Source organism: Paenibacillus melissococcoides, assembly GCA_944800085.1.
In the GTDB taxonomy this organism is placed as follows: Bacteria; Bacillota; Bacilli; order Paenibacillales; family Paenibacillaceae; genus Paenibacillus_B; species Paenibacillus_B melissococcoides.
The window spans coordinates 322,501-338,321 of record CALYLO010000001.1; the positions used below are offsets into that span (position 1 = coordinate 322,501).

14 protein-coding genes, 16 tRNA genes and 1 rRNA gene (1 of these 31 running past the window's edge) are annotated in these 15,821 nt (G+C 53.6%); 28 read left to right on the plus strand and 3 right to left on the minus strand.

Annotation, left to right across the window (positions count from 1 at the left end):
• From OCY70_RS01470 to OCY70_RS01550, 17 genes are all read left to right on the plus strand, one after another.
• Positions 1 to 746, plus strand: a 23S ribosomal RNA gene (locus OCY70_RS01470); it begins 2,180 nt to the left of the window's first position.
• 62 nt (positions 747 to 808) lie between these two features.
• A tRNA-Asn gene (locus OCY70_RS01475) sits at positions 809 to 884 on the plus strand.
• A 1-nt stretch (position 885) separates the two neighbouring features.
• A tRNA-Ser gene (locus tag OCY70_RS01480) sits at positions 886 to 978 on the plus strand.
• 5 nt (positions 979 to 983) lie between these two features.
• Positions 984 to 1,058: transfer RNA gene (locus tag OCY70_RS01485), tRNA-Glu, on the plus strand.
• A gap of 80 nt (positions 1,059 to 1,138) precedes the next feature.
• Positions 1,139 to 1,214: transfer RNA gene (locus tag OCY70_RS01490), tRNA-Val, on the plus strand.
• Between the two features lie 5 nt (positions 1,215 to 1,219).
• Positions 1,220 to 1,296 (plus strand) — tRNA-Met (locus tag OCY70_RS01495).
• 4 nt (positions 1,297 to 1,300) lie between these two features.
• Positions 1,301 to 1,377: transfer RNA gene (locus tag OCY70_RS01500), tRNA-Asp, on the plus strand.
• Positions 1,378 to 1,395: 18 nt separating this feature from the next.
• Positions 1,396 to 1,471: transfer RNA gene (locus OCY70_RS01505), tRNA-Phe, on the plus strand.
• Positions 1,472 to 1,483: 12 nt separating this feature from the next.
• Positions 1,484 to 1,559, plus strand: a tRNA-Thr gene (locus OCY70_RS01510).
• 4 nt (positions 1,560 to 1,563) lie between these two features.
• Positions 1,564 to 1,649: transfer RNA gene (locus tag OCY70_RS01515), tRNA-Tyr, on the plus strand.
• Positions 1,650 to 1,654: 5 nt separating this feature from the next.
• Positions 1,655 to 1,728 (plus strand) — tRNA-Trp (locus tag OCY70_RS01520).
• Positions 1,729 to 1,749: 21 nt separating this feature from the next.
• A tRNA-His gene (locus tag OCY70_RS01525) sits at positions 1,750 to 1,825 on the plus strand.
• Positions 1,826 to 1,831: 6 nt separating this feature from the next.
• Positions 1,832 to 1,906, plus strand: a tRNA-Gln gene (locus OCY70_RS01530).
• A gap of 5 nt (positions 1,907 to 1,911) precedes the next feature.
• Positions 1,912 to 1,986 (plus strand) — tRNA-Gly (locus OCY70_RS01535).
• A gap of 3 nt (positions 1,987 to 1,989) precedes the next feature.
• Positions 1,990 to 2,064: transfer RNA gene (locus tag OCY70_RS01540), tRNA-Cys, on the plus strand.
• Positions 2,065 to 2,088: 24 nt separating this feature from the next.
• Positions 2,089 to 2,165 (plus strand) — tRNA-Arg (locus OCY70_RS01545).
• 14 nt (positions 2,166 to 2,179) lie between these two features.
• Positions 2,180 to 2,261 (plus strand) — tRNA-Leu (locus OCY70_RS01550).
• 322 nt (positions 2,262 to 2,583) lie between these two features.
• On the opposite strand, the gene OCY70_RS01555 is transcribed toward OCY70_RS01550, so the two are convergent.
• Positions 2,584 to 4,122: a flotillin family protein gene (locus OCY70_RS01555; RefSeq protein ID WP_213426537.1), complete on the minus strand. Its 1,539-nt coding sequence runs from the start codon at positions 4,120 to 4,122 to the stop codon at positions 2,584 to 2,586.
• 65 nt (positions 4,123 to 4,187) lie between these two features.
• Positions 4,188 to 4,727, minus strand: a complete 540-nt coding sequence (locus tag OCY70_RS01560; RefSeq protein ID WP_213426536.1) for a protease — start codon at positions 4,725 to 4,727, stop codon at positions 4,188 to 4,190.
• Between the two features lie 252 nt (positions 4,728 to 4,979).
• Here OCY70_RS01560 and OCY70_RS01565 point away from each other — a divergent pair, with 252 nt between their 5' ends.
• From OCY70_RS01565 to OCY70_RS01595, 7 genes are all read left to right on the plus strand, one after another.
• Positions 4,980 to 5,285, plus strand: a complete 306-nt coding sequence (locus OCY70_RS01565; RefSeq protein WP_213426535.1) for a LiaF transmembrane domain-containing protein — start codon at positions 4,980 to 4,982, stop codon at positions 5,283 to 5,285.
• Between the two features lie 44 nt (positions 5,286 to 5,329).
• The gene (locus tag OCY70_RS01570; RefSeq protein WP_213426534.1) at positions 5,330 to 6,007 is read left to right on the plus strand and encodes a PspA/IM30 family protein; all 678 of its coding nucleotides are present in this window, start codon (positions 5,330 to 5,332) and stop codon (positions 6,005 to 6,007) included.
• A gap of 8 nt (positions 6,008 to 6,015) precedes the next feature.
• Entirely contained in the window at positions 6,016 to 6,495 is a 480-nt protein-coding gene (locus OCY70_RS01575) for a PspC domain-containing protein (RefSeq protein WP_213426533.1), read from the plus strand.
• Between the two features lies 1 nt (position 6,496).
• Positions 6,497 to 7,177 carry a PspA/IM30 family protein gene (locus OCY70_RS01580; RefSeq protein WP_168182225.1) on the plus strand — a complete coding sequence of 227 codons (681 nt, stop codon included), beginning with the start codon at positions 6,497 to 6,499 and terminating at the stop codon, positions 7,175 to 7,177.
• Between the two features lie 133 nt (positions 7,178 to 7,310).
• Positions 7,311 to 7,964, plus strand: a complete 654-nt coding sequence (gene liaF / locus OCY70_RS01585) for a cell wall-active antibiotics response protein LiaF (protein WP_213426532.1) — start codon at positions 7,311 to 7,313, stop codon at positions 7,962 to 7,964.
• Between the two features lie 39 nt (positions 7,965 to 8,003).
• Positions 8,004 to 9,098 carry a sensor histidine kinase gene (locus OCY70_RS01590; protein WP_213426531.1) on the plus strand — a complete coding sequence of 365 codons (1,095 nt, stop codon included), beginning with the start codon at positions 8,004 to 8,006 and terminating at the stop codon, positions 9,096 to 9,098.
• A gap of 1 nt (position 9,099) precedes the next feature.
• Complete coding sequence (locus tag OCY70_RS01595) at positions 9,100 to 9,744, plus strand: response regulator transcription factor (RefSeq protein WP_168182228.1); 645 nt, start codon at positions 9,100 to 9,102, stop codon at positions 9,742 to 9,744.
• Between the two features lie 221 nt (positions 9,745 to 9,965).
• Here the strand turns inward: OCY70_RS01595 and OCY70_RS01600 are convergent, their stop codons facing one another.
• On the minus strand, positions 9,966 to 10,376 hold the full coding sequence (locus OCY70_RS01600; protein ID WP_213426530.1) for a hypothetical protein: 411 nt from the start codon (positions 10,374 to 10,376) through the stop codon (positions 9,966 to 9,968).
• Between the two features lie 164 nt (positions 10,377 to 10,540).
• Here OCY70_RS01600 and OCY70_RS01605 point away from each other — a divergent pair, with 164 nt between their 5' ends.
• The 4 genes from OCY70_RS01605 to OCY70_RS01620 all read left to right on the plus strand — a co-directional run bounded on the left by OCY70_RS01605 (position 10,541) and on the right by OCY70_RS01620 (position 15,818).
• The gene (locus OCY70_RS01605; RefSeq protein WP_213426529.1) at positions 10,541 to 11,311 is read left to right on the plus strand and encodes a YwmB family TATA-box binding protein; all 771 of its coding nucleotides are present in this window, start codon (positions 10,541 to 10,543) and stop codon (positions 11,309 to 11,311) included.
• 113 nt (positions 11,312 to 11,424) lie between these two features.
• Positions 11,425 to 12,969 carry a glucose-6-phosphate dehydrogenase gene (zwf, locus tag OCY70_RS01610; protein WP_213426528.1) on the plus strand — a complete coding sequence of 515 codons (1,545 nt, stop codon included), beginning with the start codon at positions 11,425 to 11,427 and terminating at the stop codon, positions 12,967 to 12,969.
• Positions 12,970 to 13,174: 205 nt separating this feature from the next.
• Positions 13,175 to 14,767 (plus strand): ABC transporter substrate-binding protein, encoded by a 1,593-nt coding sequence (locus OCY70_RS01615; RefSeq protein WP_213426527.1) that lies wholly within the window; start codon positions 13,175 to 13,177, stop codon positions 14,765 to 14,767.
• A 100-nt stretch (positions 14,768 to 14,867) separates the two neighbouring features.
• Positions 14,868 to 15,818 carry an ABC transporter permease gene (locus OCY70_RS01620; RefSeq protein WP_213426526.1) on the plus strand — a complete coding sequence of 317 codons (951 nt, stop codon included), beginning with the start codon at positions 14,868 to 14,870 and terminating at the stop codon, positions 15,816 to 15,818.
• Positions 15,819 to 15,821: the final 3 nt, after the last annotated feature.

The following is a 15,821-nucleotide window of genomic DNA, read 5'->3' on the forward strand; positions in this document are numbered from 1 at the left end:
GCTTCGGTGGAGGCGCCGTTGGGATACCACCCTGATCGTATCGGAGTTCTAACCTGGGACCGTGAAGCCGGTTCGGGGACAGTGTCAGGCGGGCAGTTTGACTGGGGCGGTCGCCTCCTAAAGAGTAACGGAGGCGCCCCAAGGTTCCCTCAGAATGGTTGGAAATCATTCGAAGAGTGCAAAGGCAGAAGGGAGCTTGACTGCGAGACCTACAAGTCGAGCAGGGACGAAAGTCGGGCTTAGTGATCCGGTGGTACCGCATGGAAGGGCCATCGCTCAACGGATAAAAGCTACCCTGGGGATAACAGGCTTATCTCCCCCAAGAGTCCACATCGACGGGGAGGTTTGGCACCTCGATGTCGGCTCATCGCATCCTGGGGCTGAAGTAGGTCCCAAGGGTTGGGCTGTTCGCCCATTAAAGCGGTACGCGAGCTGGGTTCAGAACGTCGTGAGACAGTTCGGTCCCTATCTGTCGCGGGCGTAGGAAATTTGAGAGGAGCTGTCCTTAGTACGAGAGGACCGGGATGGACGTACCGCTGGTGTACCAGTTGTCTCGCCAGAGGCATAGCTGGGTAGCCAAGTACGGAAGGGATAAGCGCTGAAAGCATCTAAGCGTGAAGCCCCCCTCAAGATGAGATTTCCCGCATTGGTAAGACCCCTTGAAGACGACGAGGTAGATAGGTTGGAGGTGGAAGTGCAGCAATGCATGGAGCTGACCAATACTAATCGGTCGAGGGCTTATCCTAACTAAGATGATTTGATGATTTTTGCTTTCGCATTCAGTTTTTAAGGTGCAAACCTTATATATTCCCTGATAGCTCAGTCGGTAGAGCACTCGGCTGTTAACCGAGTTGTCACAGGTTCGAGTCCTGTTCGGGGAGCCATGGAGAGATGTCCGAGTTTGGCCGAAGGAGCACGATTGGAAATCGTGTAGGCGTCACAAGCGTCTCGAGGGTTCGAATCCCTCTCTCTCCGCCAGTTATGGCCCGTTGGTCAAGCGGTTAAGACACCGCCCTTTCACGGCGGTAACACGGGTTCGAATCCCGTACTGGTCACCAATTATGACTTGCGACTGGTAAAAATTGAGGGTTGAAATTAACCCTGACAATCTGTTAAGATATATTAGTCGCTACAATATGGACGCTTAGCTCAGCTGGGAGAGCATCTGCCTTACAAGCAGAGGGTCGGCGGTTCGATCCCGTCAGCGTCCACCATATATCGCGGGGTGGAGCAGTTCGGTAGCTCGTCGGGCTCATAACCCGAAGGTCGCAGGTTCAAATCCTGTCCCCGCAACCAATCTGGAGCTGTGGTGTAGAGGCCTAACATGCCTGCCTGTCACGCAGGAGAACGCGGGTTCGAATCCCGTCAGCTCCGCCATTATGCTTAACATTATTAGGCTCGGTAGCTCAGTCGGTAGAGCAGAGGACTGAAAATCCTCGTGTCGGCGGTTCGATTCCGTCCCGAGCCACCATAAGAGGCTTGTGCCGGTGTAGCTCAGTTGGTAGAGCGGCTGACTTGTAATCAGTAGGTCGTGGGTTCGACTCCTATCGCCGGCACCATCGTGGAGGATTAGCGAAGTGGCCAAACGCAGCAGACTGTAAATCTGTTCCCGTACGGGTTCGGTGGTTCGAATCCATCATCCTCCACCATACATAGGGGCATAGTTTAAAGGTAGAACAGCGGTCTCCAAAACCGTTAGTGTGGGTTCAATTCCTGCTGCCCCTGCCAATCTAACAATTGCATAATGTGGCGGTCGTGGCGAAGTGGTTAACGCATCGGATTGTGGCTCCGACACTCGGGGGTTCGATTCCCCTCGATCGCCCCATACCTTTGGGGATTAGCCAAGCGGTAAGGCAACGGACTTTGACTCCGTCATGCATAGGTTCGAATCCTATATCCCCAGCCATTTACGCGGACATAGCTCAGTGGTAGAGTATCGCCTTGCCAAGGCGAGGGTCGCGGGTTCGAATCCCGTTGTCCGCTCCAGATGGCGCCATAGCCAAGTGGTAAGGCAAAGCTCTGCAAAAGCTTTATTCCCCAGTTCGAATCTGGGTGGCGCCTCCAAGTTATTTTTTTTCTGGATGATATGTGCCCTTAGCTCAGCCGGATAGAGCGTTTGACTACGAATCAAAAGGTCAGGAGTTCGAATCTCTTAGGGCACGCCAGATTAACTTCATATGCCGGTGTGGCGGAATGGCAGACGCGCGCGACTCAAAATCGTGAGGGAAACCGTGGAGGTTCGAGTCCTCTCACCGGCACCAGTTTTAACACCAAGACACCTGAAGGGTGTTTTTTGTTTATCTAAAAAATAGCAGATAGCGTTGAACCGCAGGCGTTAAAGCCCTACCTTGCTCGTCCTGTCCCTTGAGGGGAGAATACATACTATGGCTGTAATCGGCTCTCTGAAAGTGATGAAGGACGGTTTACGGTGATGACGGCGTACAAATGATATCCAGACACTGGGCCGAGCAACCCGGCAGAGGACAACCTAGATAGAACAAGAAGCCTTGCCCTAACAATCACGGCAAGGCTCTTTTATTATACTGTATAGAGGATAGATGTTCTATTCGTGCAATAACCGGTTTATTCTGCCTTCGGCAGCTCGGTGCCTCCTGATACTGCGGATGGAGCTTCCGTTGGAACTGGGGAACGCTTCGGCTGTGCCGAACCCGATCCATTCGTCAGGCGCTGAATCATTTTCTCGACATCCAGTCCGGATACATCCTTCAACATCTGCGGGGCCGTCGCCATCAGTTCCGTTACATAGTTGCTGACACGGGCCGCCCCTTCTCCATTGCCGGTATCGACGACCGTCAGCTTATCGATCTGCTGCAGCGGCTCAGCAATCTTGCCGGCCAACTCAGGCAGCATCTTCATGACGATATCGAGCACCGCGGCTTCGCCGAACTTCTCGAACGCTTCGGCGAGCTTCTGCTTCGCTTCGGCTTCCGCCAGACCGCGCAGCCGGATGACTTCAGCTTCCGCGGTTCCTCGTGCTCGTTCGGCGTCCGCTTCCGCCAAGCCGGCGAGACGCTTCTGCTCTGCCATGGCCTTCGCTTCCGCCTCGATCCGATACTGCATCGCATCGGCTTCAAGCACTTTCTTGGATTTATCTGCTTCCGCGGACTGAACGACCGCGTAGCGCTCCGCGTCCGCTTTCTTCTTCACTTCGGCGTCATACTGCTTCTCGCGGCGCAAAATTTCTTTGGCTTCCAGGTCGATTTCCCGCTCTTTCCGAACGAGTTCAACCCGCATTTGCTCCTCGACGACGCTTTGCTTGGAACGGGCTTCTTGCACGTAATAAGCCTGGTCGGCTTCCGCCCGGGCCATATCCTGCTCCTTTTTAAAAGAAGCGACCTTCAATTCCTTTTCTTTGGCCGCTTCGGCGATATTCGTATCGCGCAGCAGTTCGGCCTTCATCCCTTGCTCCTCGGCATTTGCTTTCTGAATGCGCGAGTCTCTCATCGCTTCGGCTTCCGCAATCTCCGCGTCGCGCTTCACCGCCGCAATCCGCGGCTTCCCGAGCGCATCCAAGTACCCGTGCTTGTCACGCACGTCTTTGATCGTGAAGGAGACGATCTGTAGTCCCATCTTCTTCAGGTCTTTGGCGGCGACGGCCTGCACTTCCTGCGCGAACCGGTCGCGGTTGCGGTATACTTCCTCGACGGTCATCGATCCGAGGATGGCCCGCAGATGGCCTTCCAAGACTTCCTGCGCTTCGCTCTTCAGCGCATCCGTCGGCTTGCCGAGGAATTGTTCGGCTGCGGTGGCGATATCTTCAACCGAGCTGCCGACCTTGATAATCGCGACGGCGTCGGTCATAACGGGAACGCCTTGTTCGGTATATACTTCCGGTGTCGTTACATCAAGCTTATGAGATAATAAGGACAAGAATTGCGACTGTTGAAACACCGGCAAAATAAATGCGCCGCCTCCCCGGACAATTTTCATCTTGCGCCCCGTTTCATCGGCGCTGACATTTTTGGAACCGAGATACGTCCCGGTCACGATCATCGCCTCATCCGAGCTGACCGTCTTGTAGCGGGCCCAGAATGCGAGGCCCAGCACGAGGATGACGCCGATTACAATCACCGGCACCATGATCGCTTCATTGAATTCCATGGCATACAGCTCCCTTTTCTATGTAAATTTGTAGTGAAACCGTGAGTCTTGCGCATACAACTTAATCAGTTCTGTTGGAGGCTGAGCATTTCTTGGGTAAGAGGGGATACATACAACGTGTCTTCAACGACGTTGATGACGACAACGGTCGTTCCGGCAGGGATGTTGTCTTTGTCGAAGGAAGCGGCGATTTGATTCGTCAAGCCGGCTCCGATCCGCAAGGTCACTTCCCCGTATCCGACGGAAGGAATCGAAATGCTGACTTCTCCGACTTTGCCCACCAGGTCCTGAATGGAGAAGCCGGTAGAGCTCTCTGTATTGTGCATCGGGCGAATATAGAGGAAATACATTAGAAGGCAGACGACGAGCGCGCCGGCGATAGCGACGACCAGAATGAGCGTGGATTGCCAAGCCGTATAGCGGTTCAGCAGAATGCCGAGTGCGCCGAAAGCCGTCAGGCCGCTCACGAGCACCGTCGGCTGCAAGAAAGGCAGCCCGTCTCCGAAAACCGCATCGAAAGCATGGCTTAATATTTCCCCGAATATCAAGGTAACAATGGAATATAAAATACCGAAGATGAACAGACCCCAAAATAACGTTTCCATGGCATTGCTCCTCTCGCCTGCCAGAACCAGGCCTGATAATTCGGAAAGCTTCTTATGAATATATATACGCTAAAGCAAACATGGAGTTTCAATTTCCCTTCCCTCCAGTCCAGTGCCGGTTGACCTTGGGACGGTCTGTCCCCCCGACCTGAGTCCAGTACGAAAAACCGCCCCCAGCCTGTTTTGAAGAAAAGGGGAATCTCCTAAAATAAAGACATAAGCAAGGCACAATGAAAGGTGGTGACAAACCGAATGCAAATGAAAAAAGGCAACTCGTTCGCTATTATTTTGATAGCATTGGGAGCATTCATCCTGCTCAGCAAATTTGGGGTTCACTTGGGAAGCTGGTTTGGCTACTTGTTCCCGATTCTGCTGATTGTGCTCGGTTATTATGGAGTCAAGGCAGGGAATTCGTTCTTCGGATGGATCTTCATCATATTGGGTTCCATCACATTAATCGGCAAGCTATTCTGGCTCATCGGCATTTTCATCGCCATCGGAATGATTGTGTTCGGTATCTCCATGCTGAATAACAAACGAAGCGGCCATCATTACTGAACAGCCGGCAGCAACGTATTTGGATGAAGGAGGGACAGAGAGGCATGAGCAATATTTTGAAAAGGGTTCGCGACATTACACTGGCGACGCTCAATGAGCGGCTGGACAAAGCGGAAGACCCGGTCCGGTTAATCGACCAATTCCTGATGCGCACTCGGCAGGACATCGCCGAAGCGGACCGCTTATATCAACAGTATGTCGTGCATGCGAATCAGATGAGACATCAGATGAACCAAGCCAATGAAATGCGAGAGCGCCGCGAGCAGCAAGCGATGCTGGCCTTGAAGGCGGGAGAGGAGTTCGCCGCCAAAATCGCGCTCCAGGAAAAATTGATGCATGACGAGAAGGCGCGGCAATACGAGGATCTCTACAATAGAAGCAAGCAGGCCATTCTGGAGCTGGAGGAACAGCTGAACATATTAAAGAGCGAGTATCAGACCGTCTACGACAAGCGGCAGTATTACTTCGCTCGCATGCAGAACATACGGCTTCAGCAGCAAATGAACCAGCGCTTCGGCCAATACGGATACGGGCAGGTGGACGGCATGTTCCGCCGCCTGGAGGATCGCGTATCCGACATGGAGTGGGAAAATACAAGCCTTCAAGAGGTGCGCCGCGCCAGCGGGACCTCGCCTTACGGCGGCGGCAATCCCGAAAGAGACATTGCACTGCAGCGCGAGATGGAACGTCTGCGCAAGAAATTGGACACTGCGAAGGAGTGACATGAACCATGAACAAAAAATTGTACCGTTCGGTTCGTGACCGGAAGTTCTGCGGTGTACTCGGCGGAATCGCTGAATGGTTGAATATGGATGCAACGCTGCTGCGCGTACTGTTCGTCCTGGGCGTGTTCTTCACGGCATTCTCCCTGATACCCGTCTATTTCATCGTAGCGCTTGTGGTTCCGAAAGAGCCATTTACGACATACGGACCGTATAATTACGGCGGACCGTATCAGAATTCGAACGGATATTACGGTAATGACGGCGGCTACTCCGGCGGAGGGTACAATGGCTACAACGGATACAACAACGGCCGGAACGATTACAGCAGCTTTGGATCCTACGGAACGAAGCCGAATAACGGAAGCAAAACTCAATATGATTCCTCCATCGATTCGATGATGGATGATATTGAAAGAAAAGCAATGCGCAAAGAACTTCAAGAACTTCGCGAGAAAATCGCGAAATACGAGAAAGGGGATAAGTAAAATGGGAGTATTCAAACGAATTAAAGATATGACGAAAGCGTCGATTCATGAAATGTTGGACAAGGTGGAAGATCCGGTAGTTATGCTGAACCAATACCTGCGCGACATGGAGCAGGAGATTCGCGAAGCCGAAGTGACGGTAGCGAAGCAAATGGCCAGCGAGCGCCGCATCAAGCATCGCTATGACGAAGCGATTCGGATGGTAGCCGACCGCGAAGCCCAAGCAGAGCGCGCACTCGTATCGGGTCATGAAGATGCGGCCCGCAAATACTTGGAAGAAAAATTGTACTTCGATCAAAAAGTTACCGAATATGCCGAACTGCATGCCCAAGCGAAAGCGCAAGCCGACGAGCTGATGCAGCAGCTGCATTCGATGAAGGACGAGTTCTACAAGCTGCGAAACAAGCGCAACGAACTGGCAGCTCGCGCCCAAATGGCCAAAGCCCGCAAGCAAATGGCTTCCATTACAAGCGTGCACAGCATCGAATCGGGCGAAGCCTCCCGCGGCTTCCAACGCATGGAAGAGAAGATTATGCAGCTTGAAGCGGAAGCGGAAGTCATTCGTGTACCGTACGGCGGATATGCCGCCACAACCTACCAACCGCCGGTTGATGTAGAGAAGCAAATGAAAGTCGATGAGCAATTGGAAGCTTTGAAACAAAAATTAAACCGCAGCGAATAACCTCTTGGGACTTGGACGCGGTTATGATATGCTAACTAAGGAGCTTACGGCGATGCCCCCGCATCGCCGTTAAGTTTCGTTGTGAGGTTATTCGGCACAATATCTATTGAATCTGAGCGACAGGAGGTGCGCCATGATAAAGGGGAACAATCGTATACTAGCATATTTGCTCATTATCGCAGGACTGTTCATTCTTATTGGCAAATGGATTAGCTTCGGAACTTTTGTCGCCCTGTTCATGCTGTACCTCGGCATTAGCAAAGTAAGATCGGAGGAGCTTCGTCTTGGCTATACTTTGCTTGGTATCGGGGGAGCTATCCTCTTGTTGGAGCATCTGATGCTGTTTGTCGGCATTATACTCATATCGCTCGGTATTTTTTATTCTCGGACCCGCCATGAACAAAAGTATGAATGGATGCAGAAGCGTCCCGATCTGACAGCGAATCTGAAATGGGATCGGGAGCCGTTCCATTTGCGCAGCCAGAGCTTGTGGCATGTCATCGGAGAAAGCGATATCGACTTGTCGCTCGCGATGATGGATGAGCCCGAGACGACGCTCTTGTTCCAAGGCGTGCTCGGAGATATGGATATTTCGATTCCTGACGATATCGGAGTCACCGTGGAAGCTTCTGTCCTGTTCGGACAGATCAATGCGGGCCAGCACCGTGAGACCGGCTTGCTCAACAAATGGACCTATACTTCGCCGAATTATGAACGATCGGAGCAGCGGGTGAAACTCCGTATCTCTTACATCGTAGGAGATATTGATATCCGATTGCACGCGTAATGCGGAGAAGATGCTGCAGAAAGGAGATGCAAGCCGGCAATGGAACCGAAGAAACAGACGAAAAATATGGTTGTGCGCTTGATGGGCGAGACGCTTCTCCTTTCCTTTGTCCTGTTTTTCGTCATCGTTTATTTAATGCAATCCTATGGATATGTCAAACCGTTCGAAACCTGGATGGCCGGCGTAAAATCGACGCTGTCTGTCTCGATCGTCGTAGCGATTATTGCGGCGATTTTCGGTTTTTTCCAAGGTTTTCGCATGAAACGGCGGGTTGAGCTGCTGCGCGAATCGATGCTGCTCTTGGAGAAGGGCAATCTGTCCCGGCCGATGCCGGACCTGGGGGACGACGAGATCGGCCAATTGGCCGAACAATTGGGCAGGGTAAGCAAGCGCTGGGAGGAACAGGTGACCTCGCTGCAGCGGTTGTCCACCAATAACGCCCAGTTGGCCGAACAGGCCCGGATATCGGCCATTATGGAAGAGCGTCAACGCTTGGCGCGGGAGCTGCATGACGCCGTGAGCCAACAATTATTCGCCATCTCGATGACGGCGACGGCCGTGCGGCGGACGGTGGACAAAGATTTTGAGCGAGCGGTGAGGCAGGTGGAGCTGATCGAGGAAATGGCCTCGGTCGCTCAATCGGAAATGAGAGCGTTGCTGCTCCATCTCCGGCCGGTTCATCTGGAAGGCAAGGGCCTTACCCAAGGTGTGGCCGAACTGATTCGGGAGCTTGAAGCGAAGGTGCCCATTCAGATTCAATATGAGATGGACGAGCATATTACGCTGCTGAAGGGCGTCGAGAATCATTTATTTCGCATCGTGCAGGAAGCGTTATCGAATACGCTCCGCCATTCCAAGGCGACTCGCATGGAAATCAAGCTTCAGGACCGGGGCGATTACGTGCGTTTATTCATTCGCGATAATGGCGTCGGCTTCGAATGGGATGACAAGAAGCAAGCGAGCTACGGTTTGCGCACGATGCAGGAGCGAATCAATGAGATCGGGGGCTCGGTGCAGTTCATTACGGCGCCGAACAAAGGAACCCGCATTGAAATACGCGTCCCCGTTGTCAATGAAGAGAGCGGGCTGAAGGACGAAGAGGGCAGCGATGGCCCAGGAGGTGAAGATGCCTGATATGGACACAGATATCAAAGTACTGCTCGTAGATGACCATGAGATGGTGCGCATCGGATTGGCGGCCGTATTGAGCACCGAGGATGGCATCGAAGTCGTTGGCGAGGCGAGCAACGGCGAAGAAGGAATCCGCTTGGCGCAAGAGTACAAGCCGGATGTCGTGCTGATGGATCTGGTGATGGAGGGGATGGACGGCATTGAGACGACGCGCAAGCTGCTGAGCCTGTATCCCGACTGCAAGGTCATTGTCCTGACCAGTTACTTGGATGACGAGAAAATGTACCCTGTCATTGAAGCGGGGGCATTCAGCTACCTGCTCAAAACGTCGCGCGCATCGGAAATTGCCGAAGCTATCCGGGCGGCCGCTCGGGGACAATCCGTTCTCGAATCGCAGGTCGCATCGAAAATGATGAACCGTTTCCGCCAGCCGAAGCCGACGCAAGCCGCGCATGAACAGTTGACCGACCGGGAAATGGACGTGCTGCGATTGCTTGCCCAAGGCAAGTCCAACCAAGATATCGCCGATGACCTGTTCATCGGAATCAAGACCGTAAAGTTCCACGTCACAAATATCCTGGCCAAGCTGGGCGTGGAGGATCGCACGCAAGCCGCCATTTACGCTTACAAGAACGGCCTGGCTGAATAACGAATGACCCGACCTGACAGGCCGGGTTTTTTTGTGCCCGGCTCGGAGAGCGCCGGAATACAACCGAATAGGAAACGCCAATGAAGCGCGAAAAAAGAACCGGGTGCCGATACCCGGTTCTGTCTGCATGATGGGCGTGCGTGAAGCCCCGGCGGACGCGTTGTCCGGCAACAACTCGATGCGGAGCGGCAGGAATTCGGGGAGGAAAAGCAGAATCAGTGTTAGATGAGCACAAGAAACAAGAGAGCGATAAGCGATAGGTCCAGTTCAATCCGGCCGCGGCTATACACGCCCGGATGCGGGGCCGGATACGAAGCTGGAAAGGCTCCGTATGGTTGAACCGACGTTACGCTGCCCTTCTTCCCGCTGCATGGCTTGCAGGGACGCTTCACAGGCTTGCATGGCCGCTTGACGCGTTTGACCCGCCGCTTGCGCCGCTTTTTCTTGGGTTCGCATTCTTCCTCAATAATTGGTTGTACCTCTTCGGGAACTTCTTCTTCGTTCAGAATGATTTTGCCGTCCCGGCAAAGGCTGAGGCGCCCGATGAACCGGCGGCCATCATGGGTAACGGCACATACGATCCGCCCGCAATGCGATCGGATGACTTCTTCATCCAATGGAATAGGAATCACGTTACATACCTCCTTCTATAGCGGGAATGTTCTGTCATCAGTCTATTCATTGGAGGACATTGGCGCATGGACATTGACCTAGGAGAGAAGCGCCTAATTTTGCAGCATGGAGAGTGCTCTCTATCGGTGAATTTATTATCCATACGAAAAAGGAGACGGATACGGTGAGACTGGTTCGCAGAACGAAGACTCCGGCCATTGGATTGCTTCTGTTGGCGCTGTGCGGCGCTGTCGCTGTCGCCTGGAGCAGCGACGCCTGGAAGCCGGCGCCATCCCCGATTGCCCCGTCAGAAGTGGCGAAGCGGCTGCAAATGCTGTGGGTGCTGGCAGAGCTGAGCGGCGAGCGGAAGTTCAGCTCCACGATAATGGTCCAAGGCAGCTTTCCCGCCGAGGACGGGCTTCCGGCCGAGGCAGAGCGCTGGCGGCGGGAAGCGGGGATTGCAACCGCCCTCGAGCCCAGGCAGGAGCGGGGAAGGGAAGTGTATCGCGGGGCGTATAATACGGCACCCTATCAAGGAGATGTGCTGTTGTTCCAGGAGAACGACGGGCGCGTTTACTACACGGTCAAGTTGTCTGCGGAGGCCAAAGGAGGCATGGTGCGCTCGGCGGAGGAAGCGGAGCGGCTGCTGCGCCAGCTTGGACAGGCGGGAATCGGGTCCGATTGGAACGCGACCGTCCGCACGGCAACAGGGGCTTCCTTGACCGAAGGCTTCGCCGCGGCGGAGCAGGCGTTGGAGGAATGGGGGACAGCCGTGCCGCTCGACCGGTATGAGGACGATCGCACGATCAGCATAACGTATGAGACGGACTATATGGGAGCCGGCGTCGCCATGAAGGGGCGGCAGGCCAATCTCCAGGTTGCGGCGCATGAAGATCGGGAACGGGGAGAGACGCGGCTCTCCTTTGGCACGCCGCTGATTGCGGGGGAATATTGATTCGACCTTTTTCGCTAACCCGTGGCGTCAATCTGACAAGTATGCTAAAATGTCATCACATTCGAAATGTGTGATGTCAAGTCTATAACAGAGTGTAAGGATGATGGAGAGAGATGACTGTGATGCATAACCAAGAATCCCAACTGGCTGAAGGCGCCGTCTTCTTTATATTCGGTGCGACCGGTGATTTGGCACGCCGCAAATTGTTTCCTGCCATTTACAGCTTATATCACGAAGGCAAATTAGGTGAGCGGTTTGCTGTCATCGGCTTGGCCCGCCGTGGACGTACGAATGATGAGTTTCGCGATGATGTGCGCGCGTCCATTGAAGAATTTTGTCGTTATCCGATTCCGAATGATGAAGTTTGGAGCCGCTTCGCGAAGCATTTCGAATATAAACCGCTTGACATCAACAATGTGGACGGCTTCAAGGAATTACGGGTACAGACCGAGCATATTGAACGGGAATTCCATATCCCGGGCAACCGCCTGTTCTACTTGGCGCTGGCGCCTGAACTGTTCGGCAGCGTCTCGATGAATCTGCGCGACGGCGGAATGCTCGACAGCGAAGGCTGGCATCGACTGGTCATCGAGAAGCCGTTCGGCTATGATTTGCCGTCGGCTCAAAAATTGAACGAAGAATTGAGCCAAGTGTTCAAGGAAGAAGAGATTTACCGCATCGATCACTATTTGGGCAAAGAGATGGTCCAGAACATTGAGGTGATTCGATTCGCGAATGCCTTCTTTGAGCCATTGTGGAACAATAAGCACATCGCCAATATTCAGATTACCCTGGCTGAGACGGTCGGCGTCGAAGAGCGCGGCGGCTATTACGATCATGCCGGAGCGCTGCGCGATATGGCCCAGAACCATATGCTGCAGATGCTCACGATGATCGCGATGGAAGCGCCAAGCCGGCTGCATCCGGAAGATATTCGCGACGAGAAGGTGAAAGTGCTTCGCTCCCTCCGCCAATTCGCGAATGCCGACGAAGTGAAGCGCAATGTCGTGCGCGGCCAATACGCGGCAGGCGCGTTGAACGGCATGCCGCTGCCGGCTTACCGGGAAGAAGAGAAAGTCAATCCGGCTTCCGTCACGGAAACGTACTTCGCCGCCCGTCTCTTTGTGGACAATTTCCGCTGGGCAGGCGTTCCTTTCTATATTCGCACCGGCAAGCGGCTTCCGGTCAAAACGACCGAGGTCGTCGTTGAGTTCAAAAATATGCCGACGAATGTATATTTGTCGCAAAAGCATAAGCTTGAACCGAATCTGCTCGTCATTCGGGTGAACCCGATGGAAGGCATCTACGTCAGAATCAACGGCAAGAAGCCGGGGGCCGACGCAGGCGTGCAGCCGCTCGCGATGGATTTCTGCCAGAGCTGCATGGTCGGCATCAATACGCCGGAGGCCTATGAACGGCTTATCTTCGACGCGGCGCGCGGCGACTCCACATATTTCACCCGTTGGGATGAAGTGGCGTCCGCCTGGTCGTTCGTAGACAAGATCGCCGGGGCTTGGAAGGCATCCAGCGAAGATCTGCACCTGTATCCGGCAGGGTCTTGGGGACCGGAGCAAGCGGACAAGCTGTTGGCCGAGGACGGCTTCCAGTGGTGGCCGGTGAACGGACAAGAGGAAAGCCAGGTCGTATGGAATAAGTAATTCAACAATAGGAGAAGGCTGTGCTCCCGGCGGGAGCACAGTTTTTTTAGGCAAATATGCGCTGCGGGTCCTGCTAACTTTCCCCGATTACAAGATTAAAATATCATATTCCTATAAAATCACTCGGAAAAAAAGATTGTGTTCTCTCAAAAGACAGTTATACTATAAAATATAAAGTGTGTTACAATTTTCGGGGGGAATCGACATGAAACGCAACAAGTTATGGCTCGCACTCTTATTAACTCTAGTCGTTGCGGTGGTCAGCGCCTGCGGCGGCAGCCAGACGCCGGCTCCGGATACGGCTTCCGGCACCGATACGGGAGGAGAGCCGAAGAGCGGCGGCAGCATCATTATCGCGGTTCAGGATGATCCGCGGGTGATGAATCCGGTCTATGCCGGGGACCGGGTAACCTTGACCATTAACCAATCGTTGTTCGCTCCTTTATATCATATCGACAACGGCGAGAAGAAATTTGTCCTGGCGGAAAGCCTGACTCCTTCCGAGGACTCGCTGACGTATACGCTGAAGCTGCGCCAAGGCTTGAAATGGCATGACGGGCAGCCGTTGACGGCGGACGATGTCGTGTTTACGATGAACAGCATTTTGGATGAGAAGCAGCACAGCTCGGATCGGGCTACCTATGTATTCAACGGCAAGCCGCTGACGGCGAAAAAAGTGGATGATCTGACGGTCGAGTTCGTGCTTCCGCAGCCATCGGCTTCGTTCGAAGGCGTGTTGGCCAATTTCAAGCCGATTCCGAAGCATGTATTCGAGGGTGAAGCGGATCTGGAGAAGAGCGGCAAGAACGACCATCCTATCGGATCCGGCCCGTTCAAATTCAAGGAATACCGCGCAGGCGAATATGTGACGCTGGAACGGTTCGACGATTATTTTGCGGGCAAGGCGTACCTGGATTCGGTAACCTACCGCGTGGCGAAGGATTCGAACTCCGCCAACCTGGCTCTGCAGAACGGCGAGCTGCAAATGCGCATGATCGACTCCGTTGACTATGCCAAGCTCGACAACACCGGCAAATTCAATCTGGTGACGTATCCGGAAGGACGCCTTATCTACATGGTATTCAACCAGAACGTCGAAGTGATGAAGAAGAAGGAAGTGCGCCAAGCCATCGCGTACGCCTTGAATAAGGAAGAAATGATTACGGCGGCCTTCGGCTCGACCGAATTCGCGGAACCGGCCGCATCGATCTTCACGCCGGACACGCTGTATCAGACGCCGGATGTCGCCACCTATGATTACAATGTGGAGAAAGCGAAGGAGCTGCTCCAGCAAGCCGGCTTCAGCAATCTGAAGCTGCGTCTCGCGTATGTGAACTCGAACAAGCCGCAGACCAGCAAAGCGCTGTATATTCAGCAGCAATTGAAGGAAGTCGGCATCGACGTGGAACTGATGGCGCTTGATATCGCGGCCTTCGGCAATATGTCGCTCGATATGAACAATACAAGCTATGACATCTCGTTCGGCGGCTATATTATGGGCTACGAGCCGGACGCATATAAATCGCTCTATATGAGTGACGCGGCTTACAACTATGCTCATTATAAAAATCCGGACTTCGATGCCCTCTGGAACCAGGCGGCCGTCGAAATGGACAAAACGAAGCGCGGCGAGCTGTACAAGAAAATTCAGCAAACCGTCGCAGACGAGATGACCGTGTACCCAATTGCGTACGGCAAAGCGATCGTGGCAGTAGACAAGCGCTACGGCGGGTTGGAAGAAGCTGTTCCGAAGCCGGTTGTCATGTTCGAGGATTTGTCCAAAATTTATATGAAGTAACCTCTCGGAACCGATCGTCATTAGGTAGCGGGAACTGAATCGAGAATTCGCGGGCGCTTGAAACGTTATCGTTTCAAGCGCTCTTTCGGAGGGAACCTTTGTGCAGAAATATATCGTGCGACGCGTTCTTCAAGCCATACCGCTATTATTCTTTATTTCTATCGTGTCGTTCGCGCTGATTAAGCTGGCTCCGGGAGATCCGGTCAATTCATTCGTGACGCCCGATATGAACAAGGAAGACGTGGAACGGATACGGGAAAGTCTCGGCTTGAACCTTCCGGTCTATATGCAATATTGGATCTGGCTGAAAAATGTGTTCATGGGCAACCTGGGCTACTCCCTGACCAGTCACCGGCCTGTGCTGACGCTTATTGTGGAGCGTCTTCCGGCTACGATTGGCTTAATGGGGGCGGCTCTCTTGTTGTCTTTGCTTATCTCGGTGCCGCTTAGCATGTACGCGGCTTCCCGGAAAAACCGCCCGGTCGATCGCGCGCTCGGGCTTGTATCGTATATCGGAATCTCGATCCCGAGCTTCTGGTTCGGGATTATGCTGATCTATCTGTTCGCCGTCAAGCTCAATTGGCTGCCGAGCATGGGCATGCGGACCATCGGCGTCGACTCGGTGTGGGATGTGCTGAAGCATGGCATTCTGCCGTGCACGGTGCTGTGCTTCATGAACGTATCCGTCTATATGCGCTATATCCGATCGAATACGATCTCGCAGCTGGAAGAGGATTATGTGCAGATTCAATATGCGTACGGCTCGACGCAAGGCACGGTGCTGCGGCGCCATGTGCTCAAAAATGTGCTGCTCCCGATTATTACGATTCTCGGGATGTCCTTCCCGGAATTGATCGCCGGGGCGTTCATTACCGAGTCGGTATTCTCCTGGCCCGGCATGGGCTCGCTCGGGATTACCGCCGTGTTCGCCTTGGATTATCCCGTCATTATGGGGATAACGATGTTCTCGTCGGTTATGCTCGTGATCGGGAACCTGGCCGCGGACGTTCTGTACGGCGTAGTCGATCCGCGCATTAAGACGATGAGGTGATTG